This window comes from Polaribacter sp. AHE13PA, from assembly GCF_019278505.1.
In the GTDB taxonomy this organism is placed as follows: Bacteria; Bacteroidota; Bacteroidia; order Flavobacteriales; family Flavobacteriaceae; genus Polaribacter.
The window spans coordinates 2,176,359-2,199,828 of sequence record NZ_CP058985.1; the positions used below are offsets into that span (position 1 = coordinate 2,176,359).

The 23,470-nt window shown below is 31.3% G+C and carries 21 protein-coding genes; 14 read left to right on the forward strand and 7 right to left on the reverse strand.

The window, feature by feature from the left end:
- The 4 genes from H0I28_RS09565 to mraZ are packed head-to-tail and all read right to left on the reverse strand — an operon-like array spanning position 1 to position 3,703.
- Complete coding sequence (locus H0I28_RS09565) at positions 1 to 1,962, reverse strand: penicillin-binding protein (RefSeq protein ID WP_218755179.1); 1,962 nt, start codon at positions 1,960 to 1,962, stop codon at positions 1 to 3.
- A 59-nt stretch (positions 1,963 to 2,021) separates the two neighbouring features.
- Positions 2,022 to 2,348, reverse strand: coding sequence for an FtsL-like putative cell division protein (locus H0I28_RS09570; RefSeq protein WP_218731246.1), 327 nt, complete (start codon positions 2,346 to 2,348; stop codon positions 2,022 to 2,024).
- A gap of 1 nt (position 2,349) precedes the next feature.
- Entirely contained in the window at positions 2,350 to 3,249 is a 900-nt protein-coding gene (gene rsmH / locus H0I28_RS09575) for a 16S rRNA (cytosine(1402)-N(4))-methyltransferase RsmH (protein WP_218758955.1), read from the reverse strand.
- Positions 3,236 to 3,703, reverse strand: coding sequence for a division/cell wall cluster transcriptional repressor MraZ (gene mraZ / locus H0I28_RS09580; protein WP_166386584.1), 468 nt, complete (start codon positions 3,701 to 3,703; stop codon positions 3,236 to 3,238). Before mraZ ends, rsmH begins: the two co-directional genes overlap by 14 nt.
- Positions 3,704 to 3,904: 201 nt before the next feature.
- Between mraZ and H0I28_RS09585 the strand changes: the two genes are divergently transcribed.
- From H0I28_RS09585 to H0I28_RS09595, 3 genes are read left to right on the forward strand one after another with little or no spacing between them, the layout of a single operon-like run.
- Positions 3,905 to 4,669 carry an alpha/beta fold hydrolase gene (locus H0I28_RS09585; RefSeq protein WP_165732491.1) on the forward strand — a complete coding sequence of 255 codons (765 nt, stop codon included), beginning with the start codon at positions 3,905 to 3,907 and terminating at the stop codon, positions 4,667 to 4,669.
- A gap of 47 nt (positions 4,670 to 4,716) precedes the next feature.
- Entirely contained in the window at positions 4,717 to 5,328 is a 612-nt protein-coding gene (yihA, locus tag H0I28_RS09590; protein ID WP_208890089.1) for a ribosome biogenesis GTP-binding protein YihA/YsxC, read from the forward strand.
- 6 nt (positions 5,329 to 5,334) lie between these two features.
- On the forward strand, positions 5,335 to 6,021 hold the full coding sequence (locus tag H0I28_RS09595; RefSeq protein ID WP_218754292.1) for an RluA family pseudouridine synthase: 687 nt from the start codon (positions 5,335 to 5,337) through the stop codon (positions 6,019 to 6,021).
- 186 nt (positions 6,022 to 6,207) lie between these two features.
- Here H0I28_RS09595 and H0I28_RS09600 read toward each other — a convergent pair whose 3' ends face one another.
- Positions 6,208 to 8,592 carry a penicillin acylase family protein gene (locus H0I28_RS09600; RefSeq protein ID WP_218758956.1) on the reverse strand — a complete coding sequence of 795 codons (2,385 nt, stop codon included), beginning with the start codon at positions 8,590 to 8,592 and terminating at the stop codon, positions 6,208 to 6,210.
- Between the two features lie 98 nt (positions 8,593 to 8,690).
- Here H0I28_RS09600 and H0I28_RS09605 point away from each other — a divergent pair, with 98 nt between their 5' ends.
- The 7 genes from H0I28_RS09605 to H0I28_RS09635 all read left to right on the forward strand — a co-directional run bounded on the left by H0I28_RS09605 (position 8,691) and on the right by H0I28_RS09635 (position 17,299).
- On the forward strand, positions 8,691 to 9,839 hold the full coding sequence (locus H0I28_RS09605; RefSeq protein ID WP_218758957.1) for a DegT/DnrJ/EryC1/StrS aminotransferase family protein: 1,149 nt from the start codon (positions 8,691 to 8,693) through the stop codon (positions 9,837 to 9,839).
- 105 nt (positions 9,840 to 9,944) lie between these two features.
- Positions 9,945 to 10,955: a UDP-glucose 4-epimerase GalE gene (gene galE, locus H0I28_RS09610; protein WP_218758958.1), complete on the forward strand. Its 1,011-nt coding sequence runs from the start codon at positions 9,945 to 9,947 to the stop codon at positions 10,953 to 10,955.
- A gap of 230 nt (positions 10,956 to 11,185) precedes the next feature.
- Positions 11,186 to 12,121, forward strand: a complete 936-nt coding sequence (locus H0I28_RS09615) for a TIGR01212 family radical SAM protein (protein WP_218758959.1) — start codon at positions 11,186 to 11,188, stop codon at positions 12,119 to 12,121.
- 150 nt (positions 12,122 to 12,271) lie between these two features.
- Positions 12,272 to 12,943 (forward strand): YiiX/YebB-like N1pC/P60 family cysteine hydrolase, encoded by a 672-nt coding sequence (locus H0I28_RS09620; RefSeq protein ID WP_218758960.1) that lies wholly within the window; start codon positions 12,272 to 12,274, stop codon positions 12,941 to 12,943.
- Between the two features lie 466 nt (positions 12,944 to 13,409).
- Positions 13,410 to 13,604 (forward strand): hypothetical protein, encoded by a 195-nt coding sequence (locus H0I28_RS09625; RefSeq protein ID WP_218731254.1) that lies wholly within the window; start codon positions 13,410 to 13,412, stop codon positions 13,602 to 13,604.
- A gap of 113 nt (positions 13,605 to 13,717) precedes the next feature.
- Positions 13,718 to 16,552, forward strand: coding sequence for a pitrilysin family protein (locus H0I28_RS09630; protein ID WP_218758961.1), 2,835 nt, complete (start codon positions 13,718 to 13,720; stop codon positions 16,550 to 16,552).
- A 201-nt stretch (positions 16,553 to 16,753) separates the two neighbouring features.
- Positions 16,754 to 17,299, forward strand: coding sequence for a hypothetical protein (locus tag H0I28_RS09635; protein ID WP_218758962.1), 546 nt, complete (start codon positions 16,754 to 16,756; stop codon positions 17,297 to 17,299).
- A gap of 212 nt (positions 17,300 to 17,511) precedes the next feature.
- Here H0I28_RS09635 and fabD read toward each other — a convergent pair whose 3' ends face one another.
- The gene (gene fabD / locus H0I28_RS09640; protein WP_218754299.1) at positions 17,512 to 18,399 is read right to left on the reverse strand and encodes an ACP S-malonyltransferase; all 888 of its coding nucleotides are present in this window, start codon (positions 18,397 to 18,399) and stop codon (positions 17,512 to 17,514) included.
- A gap of 457 nt (positions 18,400 to 18,856) precedes the next feature.
- Between fabD and H0I28_RS09645 the strand changes: the two genes are divergently transcribed.
- From H0I28_RS09645 to H0I28_RS09660, 4 genes are all read left to right on the forward strand, one after another.
- Positions 18,857 to 19,567: a DUF547 domain-containing protein gene (locus tag H0I28_RS09645; protein ID WP_218758963.1), complete on the forward strand. Its 711-nt coding sequence runs from the start codon at positions 18,857 to 18,859 to the stop codon at positions 19,565 to 19,567.
- Positions 19,568 to 19,740: 173 nt separating this feature from the next.
- Positions 19,741 to 20,226, forward strand: a complete 486-nt coding sequence (locus H0I28_RS09650; protein WP_218758964.1) for a rhodanese-like domain-containing protein — start codon at positions 19,741 to 19,743, stop codon at positions 20,224 to 20,226.
- A 138-nt stretch (positions 20,227 to 20,364) separates the two neighbouring features.
- On the forward strand, positions 20,365 to 20,982 hold the full coding sequence (locus tag H0I28_RS09655) for a TIGR04282 family arsenosugar biosynthesis glycosyltransferase (RefSeq protein ID WP_218758965.1): 618 nt from the start codon (positions 20,365 to 20,367) through the stop codon (positions 20,980 to 20,982).
- A gap of 71 nt (positions 20,983 to 21,053) precedes the next feature.
- The gene (locus H0I28_RS09660; protein WP_218758966.1) at positions 21,054 to 21,869 is read left to right on the forward strand and encodes a purine-nucleoside phosphorylase; all 816 of its coding nucleotides are present in this window, start codon (positions 21,054 to 21,056) and stop codon (positions 21,867 to 21,869) included.
- Between the two features lie 100 nt (positions 21,870 to 21,969).
- Here H0I28_RS09660 and H0I28_RS09665 read toward each other — a convergent pair whose 3' ends face one another.
- Entirely contained in the window at positions 21,970 to 23,364 is a 1,395-nt protein-coding gene (locus tag H0I28_RS09665) for a hypothetical protein (RefSeq protein WP_218758967.1), read from the reverse strand.
- Positions 23,365 to 23,470 lie beyond the last annotated feature (106 nt).

Consider the following 23,470-nt stretch of genomic DNA (forward strand, 5'->3'; position numbering starts at 1 on the left):
TTATGAAAGTTTTAAAATAATGGTTCGTCCTTTTATTAATTTTTCTCCTTTTTTTAGTGATTGAGACTTCACTTTACCAACACCAGTAAACTGTACTTTTAATCCGATATTCTCTAACAAAGCCAAAGCATCCATACCAGACATTCCTCTAACATCCGGAATCTCTTGATACTCTACATTTGATTTTTTATCAAAATCTAAATACTGTTTATCTATAGCTGCAAATTCTATTTTATCATCTACAGACTGATTATCTATGGGAGTTGTTGTATAAATCTTCTGTGCAATTTCCTTAAAAACAGGCCCAGCAACTGTTGCCCCATAATATCCTTTCTTTTTCTTTGGATCATGAATAACTACAATACAAGAGTATTTTGGGTTATCCGCAGGAAAAAAACCAGCAAAAGAAGCTACATAACGTTTACTTGAATAAAAACCGCCTTCCCATTCACCTTTACTGTTTTTAGTTCTAGGAATGTATTTTTTAGCAGTACCTGTTTTACCCGCCATAGAAAAATTAGGAGAATAAATACCTCTACCCGTACCTTTTTCCACTACGTTTTCCAATACTTTTTTCAACTTACTTAAAGTTTCATCAGAAGCTATTTTTGGATTTAAAACCTCAGTTTCAAAAACCTTTTCAACTTTATCTTCCTTTCTTAATTCTTTTACAAATCTTGGTTTTACCATTACACCATTGTTTGCAATAGCATTGTAAAACATTAACGTTTGCATTGGTGTTATAGAAATACCATATCCCCAAGACATCCATTCTAATGAAACCTTACTCCATTCTTTATCTTTTGGATTTGGTATATAAGGCTTCCCTTCTCCTTTTATCTGAAAACCAATTGGCTCCGTAAAACCATATTCAGCTATCTTATCATAAAATCTCTGAGGATTTTTATCATAATATTTCTGAATCACTTTTACCACACCAACATTAGAAGAAACCTCTAAAATTCGACCAACAGAAATCTTACCATAACCACCGTGATGAGAATCTTCTACCTTTCTTCGATTTACATAAATTCTACCTTTTTCTGTATCTACAACCGTAGATGTATCTACAACCTTATCATCTAAAGCAATCATCATACTCGCCAACTTAAAAGTAGAACCAGGCTCATGACTCTCCCAAACTGCATAATTTCTTTTCTCAAAATAAGTCCCTCTAGAAGTTCTTCCTAAGTTAGAAATTGCTTTAATCTCACCTGTAGCAGTCTCCATAACCACCGCACAACCATGTTCAGCCTCAAAATACTCTAACTTATCTAACAAAGCATGGTGCGTAATATCCTGAATATTAACATCTATTGTGGTTATAATATCATGCCCATCAACAGGCTCTTTTTCATTTACATCATTTATAGGTTTCCATTGGTTTTTAGCAATTTTCTGCTTCCACCTTAATCCATTTTGCCCCTGCATATAATCTGCAAACGCACCTTCTATTCCTGCTTCACCTCTAAAATCATCATACCCAATAGTACGTTCTGCAATTTTACCAATAGGATGCGCTCTTACCGTTTTATGCTCTGCTATAAAACCACCACTATAAACACCTTTTTTAAAAATTGGAAACTCCTTAACCTTTAAGTAATCTGTATACCCTACATTTCTAGCGATTAACAAATACCTATTTCTTCTCTTTTTTGCAGTTCTTAATTTATTCTGATAATAGTAAGGCGTTTTACCAAACATTCCAGAAAGCGCTTTAGACAATGCTACAAAGTTTTTCTCAAAAACTTCACTATCCACAGCCACCACATCCATTCTAATTGTAAATTTAGACATAGAAGTAGCCAACAAATTACCATCTGCCGCATAGACATTTCCTTTATTAGCGTAAATAGTATCTTGCCTAATCGTTAATTCCGTAGACAACTTTCTATACTTATCACCCTCTGAATATTGAATAGAAAAAATACGAAACACCACAAGCAACAAAAATAGCGTCATAAAAGCAGCTACTATGTAGAATTTGGTAAGTATGCTTTTTTTCTGAGTTGCCAATTTTATTAATCTTTTATGGTTACTTTTATTTTCTTTGGTGGGGATTTTAAAGGCTCTAAACCTCTAACCTTTGCTTTTTCTCTGATACTCGACTCCATTTTCATTCTCATTAAAATAGTACCAGTATCCACATACACTGCTCTTAACTCTCTTTTCTCTTTATTCAACTTTGATATCTGAATAACTTTTCGCTCCGCTTTGTGTGCACTTGTTATCATAATTAACAACAATGCAACCACAAAAATAATGATTCGCCAATTTTTAAAAGCCGCATCATCTGTAAGAAAACTTCCTCTCAGAAAATCGTAGACCCCTTTTTTAACTTTAGACATCCTATTTTCTTAAAGTTGCTATTCTTAACTTAGCACTACGAGCCCTATTATTAAGCTTCACTTCTTCCGCCGTAGGAACAATCAACTTACCAACTTTTTGCATTGGCTCGTTACTCCTTCCAAACACATCTTTCTCCAATTCACCTTTAAACAAACCAGTTCTTACAAACCTTTTCACCAACCTATCTTCTAAAGAATGATATGAGATTACACTTAAACGACCATCTTCTTTTAATAAATTTGGCATCTGCTCTAAAAACTCTTTTAAAACATCTAACTCCTCATTTACTTCTATTCGAATCGCCTGAAAAATCTGTGCAATTATCTTATGTTCTTTTGCTTTTGGCAAATACTTTTGCAACACTTGCCTTAACTGAAAACTAGTATCAATTTTTTCTTCTTGCCTTTTCTCTACAATTGTTTTTGCTATATTTCTAGAATTTCTCAACTCACCATATAAAAACAATATTTCCGCTAATTTCTCTTCAGAATAAGTGTTCACAATTTCTTTAGCCGATGTTTTAGATTTTTGATTCATCCTCATATCTAAATCACCATCAAAACGCGTAGAAAAACCTCTTTCCGCTTCATCAAATTGATGAGAAGAAACACCTAAATCTGCTAAAACACCATCTACTTTCCGAACACCATGAAACCTTAAAAACCTCGAGATAAACCTAAAATTCTCAGGAATCAAAGTAAAACGCTCATCATCAATAACATTATCCAAAGCATCTGGATCTTGATCAAAACCAAACAACCTTCCGTTAGCACCCAATCTTTTCAAAATTTCTCTTGAATGACCTCCGCCACCAAACGTAACATCTACATAAACACCGTCTTCTTTAATAGCTAACGCATCTACACTCTCTTGCAATAAAACTGGATTATGATAATTCATCTAATTCTGTATTTCCCATTACCTCTTCAGCCAAATCAGCAAAATCATCTGCTGCATCATCAATGGCTTTTTCATACTTCTCTTTATCCCAAATTTCAATGATATTCACTGAAGAAGACATTACTACTTGTTTTTTAATACCCGCAAACTCAAATAAGTCTTTCGGAATTAAAATTCTACCACTAGCATCTAATTCTACCATCTTTACTCCTGCTGTAAATCTTCTAATAAAATCATTATTCTTTTTATTAAACCTGTTAAGTTTGTTGATTTTTTCCATCATCAAGTTCCACTCTTTCATTGGATACAACTCTAAACACGGTTGAAAAACAGCTCTTTTCACCACAAAACCATCTTGTAACACAGAATCCAGTTGCTTTTTAAAGGCTGATGAAAACATCAATCTCCCCTTAGCATCTGATTTACACTCATATGTACCGATTAGGTTTATCACTCTTAAAATATATTAATTGAAGTCAAAAATATGTAAATTTTACCACTTTTTACCACATTTTACCACTTTGTTAATAAATAACGCTTTTATTAACAATTCATTGCAGTTAGAATCTATTTTATTTTAAAAATAGTCGTTTCCGAAAACGATATTTATTTCGCAAAAAAGAATTACATTTGCTTCTAAGCCAATTAAAAATTAATGACTGATAAGTTAACAGAGGAAGGGAAATTTACATATGCAGAAGCTGGAGAAGGACCTGCAATCATTATTTTACACGGATTAATGGGTGCTTTAAGTAATTTTGACTCCACATTTGATCATTTTTCCAATAACGGATACAAGGTTTTAATACCTGAATTACCTTTATACTCATTACCCCTTATAAAAACGAATGTTAAAAACTTAGCGAAGTTTTTAAAAGAATTTTTAGAACATAAAAATATAGATCACGCCATTCTTTTAGGAAATTCTTTAGGAGGACACATAGCGTTGTATTTTACAAAACACTATCCAGAAAAAGTAAGTGCGCTTGTACTTACAGGAAGTTCTGGAATGTATGAAAAAGCGATGGGAGATAGTTTTCCTAAAAGAGGAAACTACGAATATATAGAACAAAAAGCTAGAGAAGTTTTTTACGACCCTGCAATTGCAACGAAAGAATTAGTAGACGATGTTTACAGTACTGTTAATGACAGAATGAAAGCTTTAAAAACGTTATCTATTGCCAAAAGTGCCATAAGACATAATATGGCGAATGATTTACCCGACATGAAACATCCAACATGTTTAATTTGGGGAAAACAAGACGGTGTTACACCACCTGAAGCAGCCGAAGACTTTCATAAACTTTTATCGAACTCAGACTTATTCTGGATTGATAAATGTGGACATGCAGCAATGATGGAAAAACCAGAAGAATTTAATACAATTCTTCATACTTGGCTTACTTCTAGAAACATATAATTCTCGCAGAGAAATATTATAAAAATTAAAGAACCTTATACTATATAATGAAAATTAGATCTGCAGATTTTGTAATGAGCAACAGTAATGTTACGAAGGCTCCACAGGAAAGAATGCCAGAATATGCTTTTATTGGACGTTCTAACGTTGGAAAATCTTCATTAATTAACATGTTGATGGAGCGTAAAGATTTAGCAAAAATCTCTGGAAAACCTGGTAAAACACAACTTATTAATCATTTTAAAATAAATGATGAGTGGTTTTTAGTAGATTTACCTGGTTACGGTTACGCTAAAGTATCTAAAAAGAAAAGAACTATTTTTCAGTTTTTTATAGAGAACTACTTCAAAGAAAGAGAGCAATTAGTATGTACTTTTGTTTTAATCGATTCTAGACATGATCCTCAAAAAATTGATTTAGAGTTCATGAAATTTTTAGGCGAAAACCAAATTCCGTTTTGCATTGCTTTTACGAAAGCAGACAAATTAGGAAGCTCTAAACTGAACAAACAAATTACTTCTTATAAAAAGAAATTGTTAAACACTTGGGAAACGCTTCCTAAATCTTTTATTACATCTTCTTCAACCGGACTTGGTAGAGAAGAGTTTTTAGATTTTATTGATGGAGTGAATGAAGATGTTGCTAAAGATTTTAAATAATCAAAAATGCATTCTACTAAAGAAAATTTACAAATTTTATTTGAAGACAACCACATTATCATTGTAAATAAACGTGCAGGCGATATTACACAAGGTGATAAAACAGGAGACAAACCTTTAAGTGATGTTGTAAAAGAATACATTAAAGACAAGTATAACAAACCCGGAAACGTATATTTAGGTGTTGTACATAGATTAGACAGACCCACTTCTGGTATTATTATTTTTGCTAAAACATCTAAATCTCTAGAACGTCTTAATAAGATGTTACGAGAAAAAACAATCAATAAAACGTATTGGGCAGTAGTAAAGAACCGTCCGAAGAAAGAAAAAGACACTTTAATTAATTTCTTAAAGAAGAATCCGAAGAATAATAAATCTACAGCTTACGCCAAAGAAATTGACGGAAGTAAAAAAGCAATTCTTCATTATACAGTGATTAAAAAACTAGATAACTATTCTTTAATAGAAGTTGATTTAGAAACTGGAAGACACCACCAAATTAGATCGCAATTATCTAATATTGGTAGCCCTATTAAAGGAGATTTAAAATACGGATTTGATAGAAGTAACAAAGATGGAAGTATTCATTTACATGCTCGCAAAATTCAATTTATACACCCAGTAACCAAAGAACAAGTTACCGTTACTGCACCAACTCCAAAAGAGGTTATTTGGAACGCTTGTTTGTAATTTTTATTTCTTAAAATACCCCTAGATGTTATTTTCAACTCCAATTGTCATTTCGACGATAAGAGAAATCTCATAGCAATGATAACACCTACCTAATTTTAAGGGATTTCTCCCAAAAGTTCGAAATAACAAAACTATTATTTTATTTTCTTCTTCGATTTTTTTTAGATAATGAAGAACAGAAAACTATTCCATCGGCTTAAAAATCAATACATTTTTACTCTGTTCAATTTCAGTTTGATTCAATTTCATTTTTACAAACTCCCCTTGTAAATACTTTTTAGTTTGATTTTTATAATACCTACTAAACACATTACCAGATTGCCCTGTAGGAATAATTGCTAAGCTATTTTCTATATCAGAAAAATCGATAACCCTTCTTGTAGATGGTCCGGCAGTTACCTTATAATATCCAGTACTATCTAGTTTAAAAATCTGATTATTTATCACTTCATTCCCACCAATAGTTTCATAAGGACCTAAGTTAAACAGTTTACGCAACAAACCACCGGCTTTACCTATAGCATGCTCATACTCTACAGAGATTACTCTGTTCCAAGTCCAATTTTCTACATTTTCACCTAACTGGTTTTCTAAAAATGAAAAAGCACTTTTAAAAGACGCCTGTATGATATCACTTTTCACTTCAACTTTATCTTTCGTAGAAATATTATCCCACCAAACAGAATGCTCTCTATTTAGTTGATTTGGCAATACTTCATCCTGCAATTGCGAATTGATAAATAAATCGAAACTATCACCCAATTCATCTTTATAAGTCATACTTAAAAACTCGTATAAAAAACGATTGTAAATTGTTGGACCCACAGCTGTTTTTAAATAGTTGCCATCCCAATTTTCAAGAACAGAAAATGCTTTTCTTTCCGATGCAGACAAATCAGATTTATTTACACTTTTTAACAAATCACGAATAATATTAGACACTGTAGACGATTTAACATCATAAGTCATATTCGCAACATCTTCTTTTGTAAAATCATTCTTTTTATCTAATAATTCTACAATTCTTTTAGCCCTATCCTGCGGCTGATAATAACCAGGATACAATTTTCCTCTTACAGAATCTACTTGATTATTGGCAGAATACACATAATTCCAACTTGGGTTTATAGCTTTCGGATTTTCTTTAAAAGGTAAAAATTCTAAAATCTCATCATTTCCTGAAGCTCCATTTAAATAAGTCTTAGAAGACAAACTATCTCTTAACTGGTACAATCTTGCCGAAGAAAACCAAGCAATATTATCTTTTGCATCACCATACATTACATTCAATCCTGGTGCGTGAATTCTAGCAACTCCACTTTTAAAATCTGTCATAGAGTTTGCATGAGACATTTTATAAGAAACATCTAACATTTCATTAGGCAATTGCGTGTACACCCAATTCATAGCAATAGGCCTATCATCTATAATATGCGTTATTAAATTATTCATTATAGGTCCGTGCTTACTTACTTTAACTTGAAAAGTAGTATCCTCTTCATTCTTTATACGAATCGTTTTGTCTCTAAACTCATATTTTTTATAACCATCTACGGTTTTGTATTGTGCTGCATCTGCAGGATTATTTTCTTCTACATAAAAGTTTAAATCATCATTTGCCAACATGGTTAAACCATAGGCATATTCTCTATTATGTCCTAATAAAGGAAATGGCATTAAGGCAATATTGAATCCATAAATTTCAAAATCTGGTGTTTTTATATGGTTTTGATACCAAACTGAAGGTTGAGAAAATCCAATGTGCGGATCGTTTTCAAAAATCACTTTTCCGTTCTTCGTTTTTTCTGGACCTAAAATCCAAGAATTACTACCTATAAAAGGAGAAACTGGTAAATCATCCATAATAGCAGCTACTGATTTAGAAAATGTTGCTTCAACTTTAGTTGGAATACTTGTTCTGTTAATTGTTAAATACTCATTATTAATACTCAATAATTCATTTAAATAAGAATCCCCAAGTTTTTCTTTAATTTCAGTTAATAAAGGATCTGTTTTATGAGCAACAGCAAAACTAAAAGACATATAACCAAAAACATTATAAATATCCTTCATTGTATATTTCTCTTTATCCACTCCTACCAACGTAAATTCTAAAGGTGTTTTTCCTTCTTTTATATATTGATTAATTCCATCTAAATAAGACTGGGTTAAAATATAAGATTGAGTCGTTTTATCTAAACTAGCAATAGTTACCTCTGCAGCTTCTTCAATTCCTAATCCTCCAAAAAATTGATCTACGGTCACCAAGTCCTTTCCAAAAATTTCAGACAATCTTCCCGACGCAATTCTTCGCATTAATTCCATTTGCCACAATCTTTCTTGTGCATGCACATACCCTAAGGCAACATAAGCATCTTCTTGATTTTGAGCATTGATATGAGGCACACCAATATCATCAAAATAAACCGTTACTTCTTTAGAAATATTTTTCAATTCTAACTCCCCAGAATATTTTGGATGATACGTTCTAGAGTACAACCAAACAGAAACCACTAGCAAGACTACAAGAATTAACAGAATTTTAAAAAAACGTCCTAAAAACTTCATAAAATTGATTTTTTTCAAAGATAACAGAATTATTATTTACGGATAACTACAAAGAAAATGAAAGTAAGTTCGTATTTTTGATGAGCAAAATTTTTTATATGAAAAAAATTCAAATGGTTGACCTACAAGGTCAATATCAACAAATAAAAGAAGCTGTAAATTCTTCTATAGAACAAGTTTTAGATACTTCAGCATACATAAATGGACCTTTAGTTCATGAATTCCAAGCAGATTTAGAGAAATATCTAGGTGTAAAGCACGTAATTCCTTGCGCAAACGGAACAGATGCATTGCAAATAGCAATGATGGGACTAGGTTTAGAACAAGGTGATGAAGTAATAACTGCCGATTTTACTTTTGCAGCAACTGTAGAAGTAATTGCATTGTTAAAACTGACTCCTGTTTTAGTGGATGTAGATGCAGAAACGTACAACATAGATATTGAAGCTTTAAAAAGAGCGATTACTCCAAAAACAAAAGCCATAGTACCTGTTCATTTATTCGGACAAGTAGCAAATATGGATGCTGTAATGGAGATTGCAAAAGAGCACAATCTTTTTGTAATTGAAGACAATGCACAAGCAATTGGAGCAGATTACACATTTAAAGACGGAACAAAAAAGAAAGCAGGTACTATTGGAAACGTAGGAACAACTTCTTTTTTCCCATCTAAAAATTTAGGTTGCTACGGAGATGGTGGTGCAATTTTTACAAATGATGATGCATTAGCTCATACCATTAGAGGTATTGTAAATCACGGAATGTACACACGTTATTACCATGATGTAGTAGGGGTAAATTCTCGTTTAGATTCTATACAAGCTGGAGTTTTAAAAGCAAAATTACCACTTTTAGATACTTATTGTGAAGCAAGAAGAAATGCTGCTCGTTTTTACAACAAAGCATTATCAGTTTCAGAACATATTATTACACCAACAACAAGTGCATGTGGCGAAATCTGTGATACTTGTGATTGTCACGTTTTTCATCAATATACGTTACAAATTACAAACGGAAAAAGAGATGCATTGCACAAACATTTGTTAGACAGCGGAATTCCGAATGCGATATACTATCCAGTAGCTTTACATTCTCAAAAAGCTTATGCTGATACTCGTTACAACGAAAGTGATTTTCCAGTTACTAATGAATTGATAAAAACAGTAATTTCTTTACCAATGCACACAGAGCTAGACAAAGAACAATTAGAGTTTATTACAAAGACTATTTTAGATTTTGTAAACTAAAAAGGACAGCATTGTTATTTAGAGGAAAAACAACATTGTTATCTTATAATAACCAAACATATTACTGCATTATAATTCCTCTTAATAATGCATAAATAAAACAGAATGAAAAGAATATTAGTTACAGGAGGATTAGGATTTATTGGTTCTCACACCGTTGTAGAATTACAAAACGAAGGTTTTGAAGTAGTAATTATCGATGATTTATCGAACACATCTATTGGTGTATTAGACAACATTACATCTATAACAGATATTAAGCCAGATTTTCATCAAATCGATTTAAGAATTAAAAGTGATGTAAAAAGCTTTTTCGAAAACAACAAAGTAGACGGTATTATTCACTTTGCTGCTTTTAAAGCGGTTGGAGAAAGCATGCACAAACCTTTAGATTACTACGAAAACAACTTAGGTTCTTTAGTATATTTATTACAAGAAATGAGAGACAGAAAGTTAGATAACTTTATTTTCTCTTCTTCTTGTACTGTTTACGGACAAGCAGATGAATTGCCAATTACAGAAAATGCACCTGTAAAAGCAGCAGAATCTACTTACGGAAACACCAAGCAAATTGGCGAAGAAATTTTAAGTGATGCGAGTAGAGCACATGGTTTAAATATTATTGCTTTAAGATATTTTAATCCAATTGGAGCGCATCCATCTATTAAAATTGGAGAATTACCCTTAGGTGTTCCTCAAAACTTAATACCTTATATTACACAAACCGCTGCCGGTATGCGTGATGAATTGTCTGTTTTTGGTGATGATTATGATACCGTAGATGGAACAGCTGTTCGTGATTATATTCACGTAGTAGATTTAGCAAAAGCACACATTGCTGCATTACAGCGTTTGATTAAAAAGAACAATAAAAAGGCTTTTGAGTACTTTAACGTAGGTACAGGAACAGGTAGTTCTGTTTTAGAAGTAATTAAAGCTTTTGAAAAAGCTTCTGGAAAACCTTTGAATTATAAAATTGTTCCTAGAAGAGAAGGTGATATTACTGCTGCTTTTGCAGACACCACTATTGCAAACAAAGAGTTGAACTGGAAAACAGAAAAAACTTTAGAAGAAGCATTAGCGTCTTCTTGGAAATGGCAATTAGCTCAAAAATAAAATTCTTAAAAACTCCAATCTTTACCGATTGGAGTTTTTTTTTTGCTTTAGAATACTTCTGTTCTTTTTAACAGCGAATTAAAAAACCTAAACATACATAGGTTTTACCTAATGTAATTAAATTTAGAAATATCAGTTCGAGTGATTTTTATAAAAAATCGTGCAGAGAACTCATATAGAAACTAAAATGTTCAATAGATTAATGCTATAATTAATCAAACTTACTTTTCATGAAAATTTCAGGGAAACGCTATTTAGATTACTCCTCCTTTATAAAACTTAACTTCGGAGAAAGGGTTCAAAAAATATCTTTAGACATTGGCTTCTCTTGTCCGAATAGAGATGGTTCTAAAGGTTATGGAGGTTGTACCTATTGCAACAACAATACCTTTAACCCAGATTATTGTGAACCTAACAAAAGTGTAAAACAACAATTAGAAGAAGGTATTTCTCGATTTTCTACCAAATACAAAACGCAAAAATATTTAGCTTATTTTCAAGCTTATACAAACACCTACTCAGATTTTGAATCTTTAAAGATAATGTATGAGGACGCGTTAAATGTTCCCAATGTAATTGGCTTAGTTATCGGAACAAGACCCGATTGTATTTCTGATGAAGTGATAGATTACTTATCCTTTTTATCAAAAACATATTTTATTTCTCTAGAATTCGGAGTAGAAAGCACTTCGAACAAAACTTTAGAAAAAATAAACAGATGTCATTCTTATGATGATAGTATTGCTACTTTTAATAAATGTAAAAACAGGGGTTTTCATTTGGGAGCTCATTTAATTATCGGTTTACCCGGAGAAACAGAAGAAGATTTACTCAACCATGCTATTGAAGTTTCTAAACTACCTATAGACACTTTAAAACTGCACCATTTACAGATTGTAAAGCAATCTATCATGGCCTCTCAATATAAACGAAACCCGAAAGATTTTAATCTTTTTACACCAGAAAGCTATATTGACTTTATAACCAAATTTGTTACTTTATTAAGACCAGATATTGTTATAGAGCGTTTTATCAGTCAAGCACCAATAGATTTACTAATTGCGCCAAAATGGAACGGACTTAAAAACTTTGAAATGGTTGCCCAAATTGACAAACAACTGGAGATAGAAAATATTTGGCAAGGGAAGAACTATACGGAGGTTTAGAATATCAAACAAGTTGTAAACCTTAGTTTAAAAAATAGAGGAAACATACTTGGTTTGGTTTGGTTAATTTTAAAATAAAAATCTCAAATAATTCTAGATCTATTTAGTTCGTTGTAATTTTGCTATTCCTAAATTTAACAATAAAAAATCATGAATAAAATATTAAATCAGACTTACCCTTTTCTTATACTCTCATTAATTTTATTCAGTTGCAGTAATCAAAAGAATAAATTTGAATTGCAACAAGGAGATCTACTATTTCAAAATACGGGAACAGGTGAAATAGATAATGCTATTAAAAACGTAACGGCAACTACAGTTTCTAAAAATTATTCGCATGTTGGTATAGCAATGCAAAAAAATAAAGAATGGTTTGTAGTAGAAGCGATTCCAAAAAAAGGTATTCGTCAAACTCCATTGCAAAAATTTTTGAATAGAAATAAAAATAAACTCAACAAATCTCAAACCACAGTTGCAAGGTTAGATAGCTATTACCAACCTTATATTTCTAAGGCGATAGCCTATGGTATTGAAAGAATAAATACACCTTATGATGAGATTTTTTTATGGGATGATAATTCTTATTATTGTTCCGAATTAGTTTATAAAATGTTTTCCTCTCAAGACTTGCCTAAAGACTCTATTCCTTTTCTTACGCATCCAATGACATTTAACGACAGCACAGGAAACCCAATGCCTAGTTGGGTAAAGTACTACGAAACACACAATCAGCCAATTCCTGAAGGAATTGAAGGAACAAATCCAAACTTAATGGCTAGCAGTCCTTTCATCACATTTGTACATGATTATGAGAATGAATAACGCGTAACTTATTATCTGTAAACAATTAACTACGTTAGTATTTGCTGCTTAATTTATAGGTTTAGAGTATTTAATCGGTACACCAATCCCCTCTTTTATGAAGTAGGATCATAAAAAAAAACAAGAGTAGAGAAAAAAACCTCTAACTAAATCCGATTGATTTTTTGACAAATAATTTATAGCTAAGTTTTAGCACACTTACAGAAACCGTTCATAATTCACCCAAACAAGAAACAAAAACCATTAATTACAAGTAATTATCAAGCTTTTCAATCAGTTTTCTGCTTTTTAATGTTTTTATATGATAATTATATCACCCTTAGAATATCATATCCATAAAACCTTCTTGTAATGTTTTACATATTCATGTTTCTTCACCCTTTTGTCGGATTTTAACAGTTATAAATAGACTGCCCTTTCAATTCCCGATAACTTTGTAGCCGATTTATTAATGATACTAGAAAACATGAAACTGATTAAAATTAAAAGAAAAACACGCTTAGAAAAACGATTTACGCCCAAAATGGGAAAATTACACACCAATGTAACTTACATTAAAAAAACACTATTTAATATTATACCTATAGAAACTGTACATAAATATAGAGAAACATATTACGGTGAAATTAAAGATTGTGAAGACTGTCTTTTATCAAAATAATAATCAAAATCCTAAACTAAAGTTTAGGATTTTTTTTTGCATTATATTTAACAACACAAAAACATACCCATCAATAAATAATAGTATTTTTAAAAGCTTAAAAATCAACCAAAATGAAAAAAATATTACTTGTATTCTTAGCAACAACTTGCTTATTAAGTTGTAAAAAATCATCCGAGGAAAAAACACCAGAACTGAGCATCAATTATGAAAAAATTGAACTAGAAAACGGCTTAGATATTGTTTTTCATGTAGATAAATCAGACCCAGTTGTGGCTGTAGAACTAATGGTGCATGTTGGTTCTGCAAGAGAAGTGGAAGGTAGAACAGGTTTTGCACATTTATTTGAACATTTACTATTCTTAGAATCAGAAAATTTAGGAAAAGGTGGATTAGACAAAATGAGTGCAAGAATTGGAGGTTCTGGTGCAAATGGATCTACATCTAGAGACCGTACAAACTACTTACAAACGGTACCAAAAGATGGTTTAGAAAAAATGATTTGGGCAGAAGCCGATAAATTAGGTTATTTTATAAACACGGTTACAGATCCTGTTTTAGCAAAAGAAAAACAAGTTGTTAAAAATGAAAAAAGACAGAGTTACGATAATAGACCATACGGACATAACCAATATGTAATTGGTAAAAACTTATACCCAAAAGACCACCCTTATAACTGGCAAGTAATTGGTTCTTTAGAAGATTTACAAAACGCAACTTTAAATGATGTAAAAACATTTTTTAAAAAATGGTACGTACCCAACAATGCAACTTTAGTATTGTCTGGTGATATTGATATTGAACAAGCTACAAAATGGGTTCATAAATATTTTGATGAAATCCCTAGAGGAGATGAAATTCCTACACTTGAAAAAAGACCAGGAAAAGTAGACCAAATTAAGTCTTTATATTACGAAGATAATTTTGCTAGAGTTCCGCAATTAACAATGGTTTGGCCAACAGTAGAACAATACCACCCAGATTCTTATGCTTTAGATGTTTTGTCTCAATATTTAACAGACGGAAAATCGGCTCCTTTTAATCAAGTTTTAATTGACGATTTAAAGTTGACTTCTAGAACAGGTATGTTTAACAGAAATGCTGAATTAGCCGGAGAAACACAAATTTCTATTAGAGCTTTTAACAACGTAAAGCTAGGCGATGTAAAAGCAGGAATTGAAAAAGCATTTGCAAAATTTGAAGCAGAAGGAATTTCAGAAAAAGATTTAAACAGAATTAAAGCCGGACAAGAAACACGTTTTTACAGTAGTTTGTCTAGCGTTTTAGGTAAAGGAACTGGTTTAGCTTCTTATAACACCTATACAGGAAATCCTGGATTTGTAACAAAAGATATTAAAAACACCTTATCAGTAACAACAGAAGATGTAATGCGTGTTTATAACAAATACATCAAAAACAAAAATTATGTTGCTACAAGTTTTGTTCCTAAAAACTCTGTAGAATTAGCGTTACAAGGCGCTATTTTAGCTGATGTTGTTGAAGAAAAAATTGTAATAGGTGCAGAAGAAAAATTCGATCCTAAAATTGCAGCAACTTACAAAAAAACACCTTCTTCTTTTGACAGAAGCGTAGAACCTCCTTACGGCGAAACTCCGTCTTTAGCAGTTCCTGAAGTATATGAAAGTAGTTTAGAAAATGGTTTAAAAATCTTTGGTATCGAAAATGACGAAGTGCCTTTAGTACAATTCAATATTACAATTGATGGTGGCCAATTATTAGAATCTATGGATAAATTAGGGGTTGCTAACTTAACTGCAGATTTATTAAATAAAGGAACTAAAAACAAAAGCGTAAAAGAATTAGAAGAAGCTATTCAAGAATTAGGCGCTTCTATTTATGTGTATTCTGATGTTGAAAACATTACTTTAAGCGGAACAACTTTAGCAAAAAACTATGATAAAACATTAGCTTTAGCACAAGAAATTTTACTAGAACCAAGGTTCGATGAAAATGAATTCGATTTACTAAAAAAAGCAACTATTGCTAATTTACGTCAGCAAGAAGCAAGCCCTAATTCTGTAGCAAGAAATGCTTATAACGAGTTAATTTACGGAAAAGAAAACATCCGTTCTAAAAATATTTTAGGAACAACAGCATCCGTAGAAACAATTTCTATAGAAGATTTAAAAGCTTATTACAATAATTACATTTCTCCTTCTGTAGCTAAAATGTTGGTTGTAGGTGATATTTCTAAAGAAAAAGTAATTGCTTCTTTAAAAACTTTAAATACTAATTGGAAAGCTAAAGAAGTTACCATCCCAACTTATAAAACACCAGACACACCAACAAGTCCTGCTGTTTATTTTTATGATATTCCGAATGCAAAACAATCTGTTTTACAATTTGGTGCTCCAGCTTTGGCTGCAACGGATAAAGATTTTTACGCAGCTTCTGTGATGAATTATATTTTAGGTGGCGGTGGTTTTGCTTCTCGTTTAACACAAGAATTACGTGAAGGAAAAGGATATACGTACGGAGTTCGTTCTGGATTTTCTGGTACAAAAGCAAAAGGTGCTTTTACCATTTCTAGTAGTGTACGTTCTAATGTTACTTTAGAATCTGCTCAATTGGTAAAGCAAATTTTAGAAGAATACCCAACTACTTTTTCTGACAAAGATTTAGAAACCACAAAAAGCTTCTTAATTAAAAGTAACGCACGAGCTTTTGAAACTTCTAGAGCAAAACTAAATATGTTGTCTAATATTAGTGACTATGGTTGGAGTGCAGATTATGTAAAAGGCCAAGAAAATACGGTTAACAACATGACCAAAGAACAAATTACAGAGTTGGCTAACAAATATGTGAGTCCTACTAAAATGATTTGGCTAGTTGTAGGTGATGCAGAAACTCAACTAGAAAGAATGAAAGAACTTGGTTATGGAGAACCAATTTTATTGAACAAAAGAGCTGAGAAAATCAAGAATTAGTTTTATATATTTTTATAGAAAAGCCCCAATTTCAAAATTGAAATTGGGGCTTTTTTTATATTTTTTATTACAATACTTAACTTAAAAAAAAATACATTAAAAACTAATTTAGTTTGTTTCTATCCTTCTAAAAAACTAACTTCGTTAACTTCTGATATAAAACATTGAAACGATTTCATATCATTAGAGTTGTACATAATTATGAAAAAACCGAAAAACCTCTTAATTGTAATATCTTCAGTTATATTAATTGGAATTTTATATTGGAACTTCAATGTACAGATAAGAGGTTATTTATTATCAAAACACGCTATTTTTTGGAAAAAAAACGTTGAATTAAAACCTTCTGATTTTAAAGCTCAAATTGACCAAAATTCGAAATCTGAAATTTGGGTTTATTTCGGTCTTTATCTTAAATCAACAAACTTGAAAGATGCAGAAGTTAAAGCATATTTTGACAAAAATAAATCTTGGGTAAAAGATACTTTGAATTTTAAAGATGAAATTGAATTCCAAAAATTGAGGTTTGACCTTTATGAAAATTATGCCCGAAAATTTAATAAGGAAATTGACAAAATTAAATTTGATGAAGATAAATACTTTTCAGATTTAGAAAAAATTGGAGACAAAATATATTCAGAATTGAATATAATGGAAGATTCTCTATATAATACAGATTTAGAAAAAAATGAATTAATAAAATTTTGGAGATTGAAAATTGACAAAATGTTGAAAACAAAAAATTAACTATGTACAACACCGTATAAACTTTATTGCTGGTTTTAGCTCACTTGGGAAATTCCTCCGGAATTTCGCCGTTCGTGCTTTATTTAGTAAATTCACTGCTTAAACAACGCAACAAAGCTTATACAACAACGTTAACGAAACCGAAAATTCGGCCACAAAAAAAACGAACTCTCATAAGTTCGTTTTTTTTATATAAAATATTTCATTAAAATCTATTCAGCCAATGCAGCGCCAGAAGCAGCAACAGATCTATCAATTTTACGCATTAAACCTTGTAACACTTTACCTGGTCCAACCTCAATAAATTCAGTTCCACCATCAGCAATCATTGCTTGCACACATTGCGTCCATTTTACAGGAGCCGTTAACTGAGCAATTAAGTTTTCTTTAATTTCATCCGGACTCGTAACTGCTTTGGCAACTACGTTTTGGTATACTGCACAAGTAGGCTCGCTAAATACAGTTGCTTCAATTGCAGCTGCTAATTCTGCTCTTGCAGGCTCCATCATTGGCGAGTGAAACGCACCACCAACAGGTAACAACAACGCTCTTCTTGCTCCTTTTTCAGTTAAAACTTCACAAGCTTTTTCTACTGCAGCAACTTCTCCAGAAATCACTAACTGTCCTGGGCAATTGTAATTTGCAGCCACCACTACTCCATCAATTTCTGCACAAGTTTCTTCTACTACATTGTCTTCCAATCCTAAAACTGCCGCCATGGTACTTGGTGCAGCTTCACATGCTTTTTGCATTGCCAAAGCACGTTTAGAAACTAATTTTAAACCATCTTCAAAAGTTAAAACACCGTTTGCTACTAAGGCAGATAATTCTCCCAAAGAGTGTCCCGCAACCATTTCTGGCTGAAAAGAATCACCTAAAACTTTCGCTAAAATTACCGAGTGTAAAAAGATTGCCGGCTGCGTAACTTTCGTTTCTTTCAACTGTTCCGCCGTTCCTTCAAACATAATATCTGTTATCGAGAAGCCTAAAATCTTGTTTGCTTTTTCAAAGTATTCTTGCGCTAATGCAGACTTTTCGTATAAATCCAATCCCATTCCTGTAAATTGCGCTCCTTGACCCGGAAAAATATATGCTTTCATAAAATATGTGTTTTTATAACTATTTATTCTTTTTATTATTGGCAAAAATAATCATTTTTATTGGAAGCTAATCCCGCTTTCCGCACTCGCTTTTTTTATTCCGAAAAAGAATAAAAAAGAGCTCAAACAATTGCTGCAATCGGGGCTAAACTTGTTTGCCAACTATTTGTAATCCTAAAATAGCAAATAGCTTTATCTTTAGTAAAATTTTCAAGAAACTCATTCAATGAACAGATATCAAAAAAATTAAACCATTTTATATTGCAAAACCTCAAAGGTTTTAAAAACTTTGAGGTTTATGAATTAGGTAGTTTTGTAGTTATTAATCTATAAATATTTATATTTTTAATGTACTAAAAGAACTACTTGTAAAAATAATATCAAATAACTAAATTATCAGCTATTATTGTAATCAACTTAAAAAAATTTCGTCTATATAATTAGAAAACAAAAAACAATGAAAAAAATACTTATAGTAATCGTCACTCTTTTTGCATTATCAAATACAAATGCGCAAACAGCAATATTTCATAATTTGTTACAAAATAACGTAACCAAAGACGGAGTTGTAGATTACAAATCACTGAAACAAAATCCATCAGAATTAAATAGTTATATTTCTTATTTAGAAAAAACAACTCCAGATAATTCATGGTCAAAAAACAAACAAAAAGCATTTTGGATAAACGCCTATAACGCCTATACTCTTAAACTTATTTTAGACAATTATCCTTTAAAAAGTATTACAAACATCAAAGAAAATGGACTTATTGCTTGGAAAATACCGTTTGCTAAAGTTGGTGGAAAAACCTATACTTTAGATCATATAGAACATACCATTTTAAGAAAAAAATTCTCGGACCCCAAAATACATGTTGGTGTAAATTGTGCTTCTGGTTCTTGTCCTAAATTAGGAAACAAAGCATTTACAGAAAAAAATATAGAAGCAGAATTAACGCATTTAATGAAAGTTTTTGTAAACGATACTTCAAGAAATAAAATTACAGAAAACAACATTCAAATATCTTCTATTTTCGATTGGTTTAAAGAAGATTTTATCAAAAAAGGTACAATTATCGATTTTTTAAATAAATATTCAGAAACTAAAATTAGCCCAAAAGCTAAAATTAGTTATCTAAAATATGATTGGTCATTAAACGGAAAATAGTATTTTTATTTTTCAAATAAACATCAAAAAAGATTATGATGTTGCACATTAAATATAATTTGAAAGAATCGTAAAACACAACAAAGAACTTGGAAACAAGTTCTTTCTCTATTGTAAAAAAATCGTTATCGAAGTTAAATTGAAATAACGTCTACCAAAGGAATAAATATATAATGAAGAAATTTTTAATTCTTTTTCTACTGATAACATCAACGCTATCTGCACAAAAGAAGTTAGATAAGTTGTTAAACAAATTCAACAAGAACAATGTTCCTTATATTTCTGTAGATACATTAGCAACTACAAAAACTTTTCTTTTAGACGCTAGGGAGCCAAAGGAATACAATGTCAGTCATTTAAAAAATGCGATACTTGTTGGTTTTGATCATTTTAACATCAGCGAAACAGTAGATAAATTACCTAAAAATAGAGATGCAAAAATTGTGGTGTATTGTTCTGTTGGTGTCCGTTCAGAAATTATTGCACATCGAATTATAGAAAAAGGCTATACAAATGTTTACAATTTGTACGGAGGAATTTTTGAGTGGAAAAATAACGGTTTTCAAGTAATGGATACCTTAGGGAATACGACAGAAAAAGTCCACACTTATAATAAAGAATGGAGCAAATGGCTTACAAAAGGAGAGAAAGTTTATTAAAAATTTTTTCAGTAAACAGTTCTAGTTTTCAGAGATCACTCTTGTGCTTAAAATAAAAATATATTAAAAAAAATCTTATCACATTAAAACATAGTCTATAATCTCTATGCTTCCATGTGGTGAAAACTTGATACATTAATGGAAAATAAAATAAATAGTAAAAATTTATTATTAATCTTTACCAGAAACCCGGAGTTAGGCAAAGCTAAAACACGTTTAGCTAAAACAGTTGGTGATGAAAAAGCTTTAGAAATCTATAAATTTTTATTAGAAAAAACACGTAATATTTCCTCTGAAGTAACATCCGATAAAGCCGTTTATTATTCAGTAAAAATTAGAGAAAACGATATTTGGGATGCAAATAGCTATCAAAAACACCAACAAGTTGGAGAAGACTTGGGCATTAGAATGTTAAACGCTTTTAAAAATAGTTTTGATGCGGGTTATAAAAAAGTTATGATTATTGGTAGTGATTTGTATGATTTAACATCAAAAAACATAGAAAACGCATTCAAAAAACTAGACACAAACGATGTGGTTTTAGGGCCTGCAGAAGACGGCGGTTATTATCTTTTAGGTATGAATGCTTTACAAGAAAACATCTTTAAAAATAAAGACTGGGGAACGGCTTCAGTTAGAAAAGATACATTAACAGATTTACAAGATAAAGCAGTATTTTTGTTAGAGGAATTAAATGATGTTGATGTTTTTGAAGACATAGAGCATCATCCTGCATTTCAACATTTTTTACAATAACAAGTTTTCTCTCTAGTTCAGTCGAAAGGGAATATAATTTAGGTCGCGACTGCGTTCGACCAGACAACAAGATGAAAAAACAACAATTACAAGAAACCATCGATTTTTTAAAATCAAACGGAATTACAACCCCAGAAATCGGAATTGTTTTAGGAACAGGGTTAGGAAAGCTAGTTGACGAAATTTCAATAGAAAAAGAAATTTCGTATTCAGATATTCCAAATTTTCCGGTAGCAACCGTAGAGTTTCATTCTGGTAAATTAATTTACGGAGAATTGTCTGGAAAAATGGTACTTGTAATGGCTGGACGTTTTCATTTATATGAAGGTTATAATGCTTGGGAAGTTACTTACGGAATTAGAACGATGCACGGTTTAGGTATTAAAAACTTATTAGTTTCTAATGCCGCAGGAGCCATTAATCTTACTTATAAAAAAGGAGATTTAATGCTGATAAACGATCATATTAATTTACAAGGAAGTTCTCCTTTAGCTTTTAAAGGAGCCAATACTTTTGGAAATATTTTTGCAGATATGTTAGAACCGTATTCTAAAGAAATAAATACTAAAATTATTGCAGTTGCCAAAGAGCAAGATATATTATTACACGAAGGTGTTTATACAAGTGTTTTAGGTCCTCAATTAGAAACTAGGGCAGAATATAGAATGTTGCAAATTTTAGAAACTGATGCCGTTGGTATGAGTACCGTACCAGAAGTTATTGTTGCAAAACAACTCAACTTACCTTGTGCAGCCATTTCTGTATTAACGGATGAATGTGATCCTAAAAACTTACAACCTGTAGATATTTCAGAAATTATTGCCATTGCAGGTAAAGCAGAACCTAAAATGATTACGCTGTTTAAAGAAGTAATTAAAGTGTTATAAATAAACACTTAGACATTATAAAAAAACTCCTAATTCAATAATTAAAATAGAATTAGGAGTTTTTTTTGATTCACTTTCAACCAACAAGCACTTTATACCATTATAGCTTCTTGCTATTATAAGTAATTACAGCGACTGAATTTGCAGGAATCGTAGCAATAGCAACCGTTTCTCCTTTTTCTACACATTGATATTTTTTTGCTGTATTCGTTTTGTTTTGAACAAATAAAAACACGGTATTGTCTTTCTTTAGAGAAATAATTGTTCCTTTAGAAAAAGAAGCAATCCTTTTTGCTCCTGGTTGCATATATTTACTAAGCAATGCCATTACAGCATAATCAGGATTATAGGTAACCTCTTGTTTTTCTCTATCAATATTAATAAGACTATTCTGTTTCCAATTCCATCCACTTTCTCCGGTTTCGTTTAAAACCATATTCCAATAACAGTAATTAGAGATTCCGTAATTTATATAAGAAGCAACCTCTCCTAATCTTTTAAAAGCTTGCTCTACTGTATTTTTTCCATTGTAACAAACGCCTTCAGTATGCATTGTTGGCTTATTATTCACCAACAAGTTCATATCACTTATAAATTTTGTATTGGTATACTGTATGCCAATACCATCTACAACGTTAAGGTACGCATCTTTGTTTGCAAACTCTAAGGCATCTAAGGCTCCATAAGTACGGAAAGTACCTGCCCAAATTTCAGTTTTAATGTTTTTATCATCAAACTCTGGACGCAAATAAGAAGCTATAAATTTATACATCTGTTCTGGTTGCATTACACAAGAAGGGTATTTTGTACTAATATCTGTTTCGTTCTGAATTAAAATTTTATGTACATCAATTCCTTCTTTTTTATAAGCGGATACATATTTAGCAAAATAAGAAGCATACGCTTTGTAAATTTTAGGATCGTCTTTTAATTTGTTTTCTGCTGCATTTTCCTTTCCTTGATCCATCAGACCCGAATATTTCATCCATCCTGGAGGACTCCATGGAGAAGCAAATAATTTTAAATTCGGATTGTACTTTTGAGCAAGTTTAATATATGGAATCACACTTTTTTCTTCTCTTTTGATAGAAAAATGTTCCATTGCATAATCATTAGGTACTTCGGCATAACTATAGGCATTTGTGCCAAAATCACTAGCCCCAATTGCAGTTCTACAAAATGAAAACTGAGCTTGGTCTTTACTAAAAAGATTACTCATAACGTTTTCTCTACTTTCTTCTGGTAATGACATTAATGCTAGTCCACCAATTTCATTAAACGCACCACCAATACCTGTAATTTCTTGAAATTCTATATCTGGGTAAACTGCTATTTTTTCTCCAAGTGTTTGCCCCTTTTCACCTTTGTATTCCTTTATTGGAAGTGCAGGTATTTTTACATCTTTTTTTAACGCTACATAATAAACTTTCGTTTGAGAGTTTGCAGATAACCCAATTAATAAAAGACTAAATATGTTTAAAATTATATTCTTCATACACTTTTACTTTTTTAAAAAAAGTTTTTTATTGATTACAGACAATGAATTTTGCGGATATGAAGATAATTATTTTGTTTGAGAATTTACTATATTTTAAGTCCTT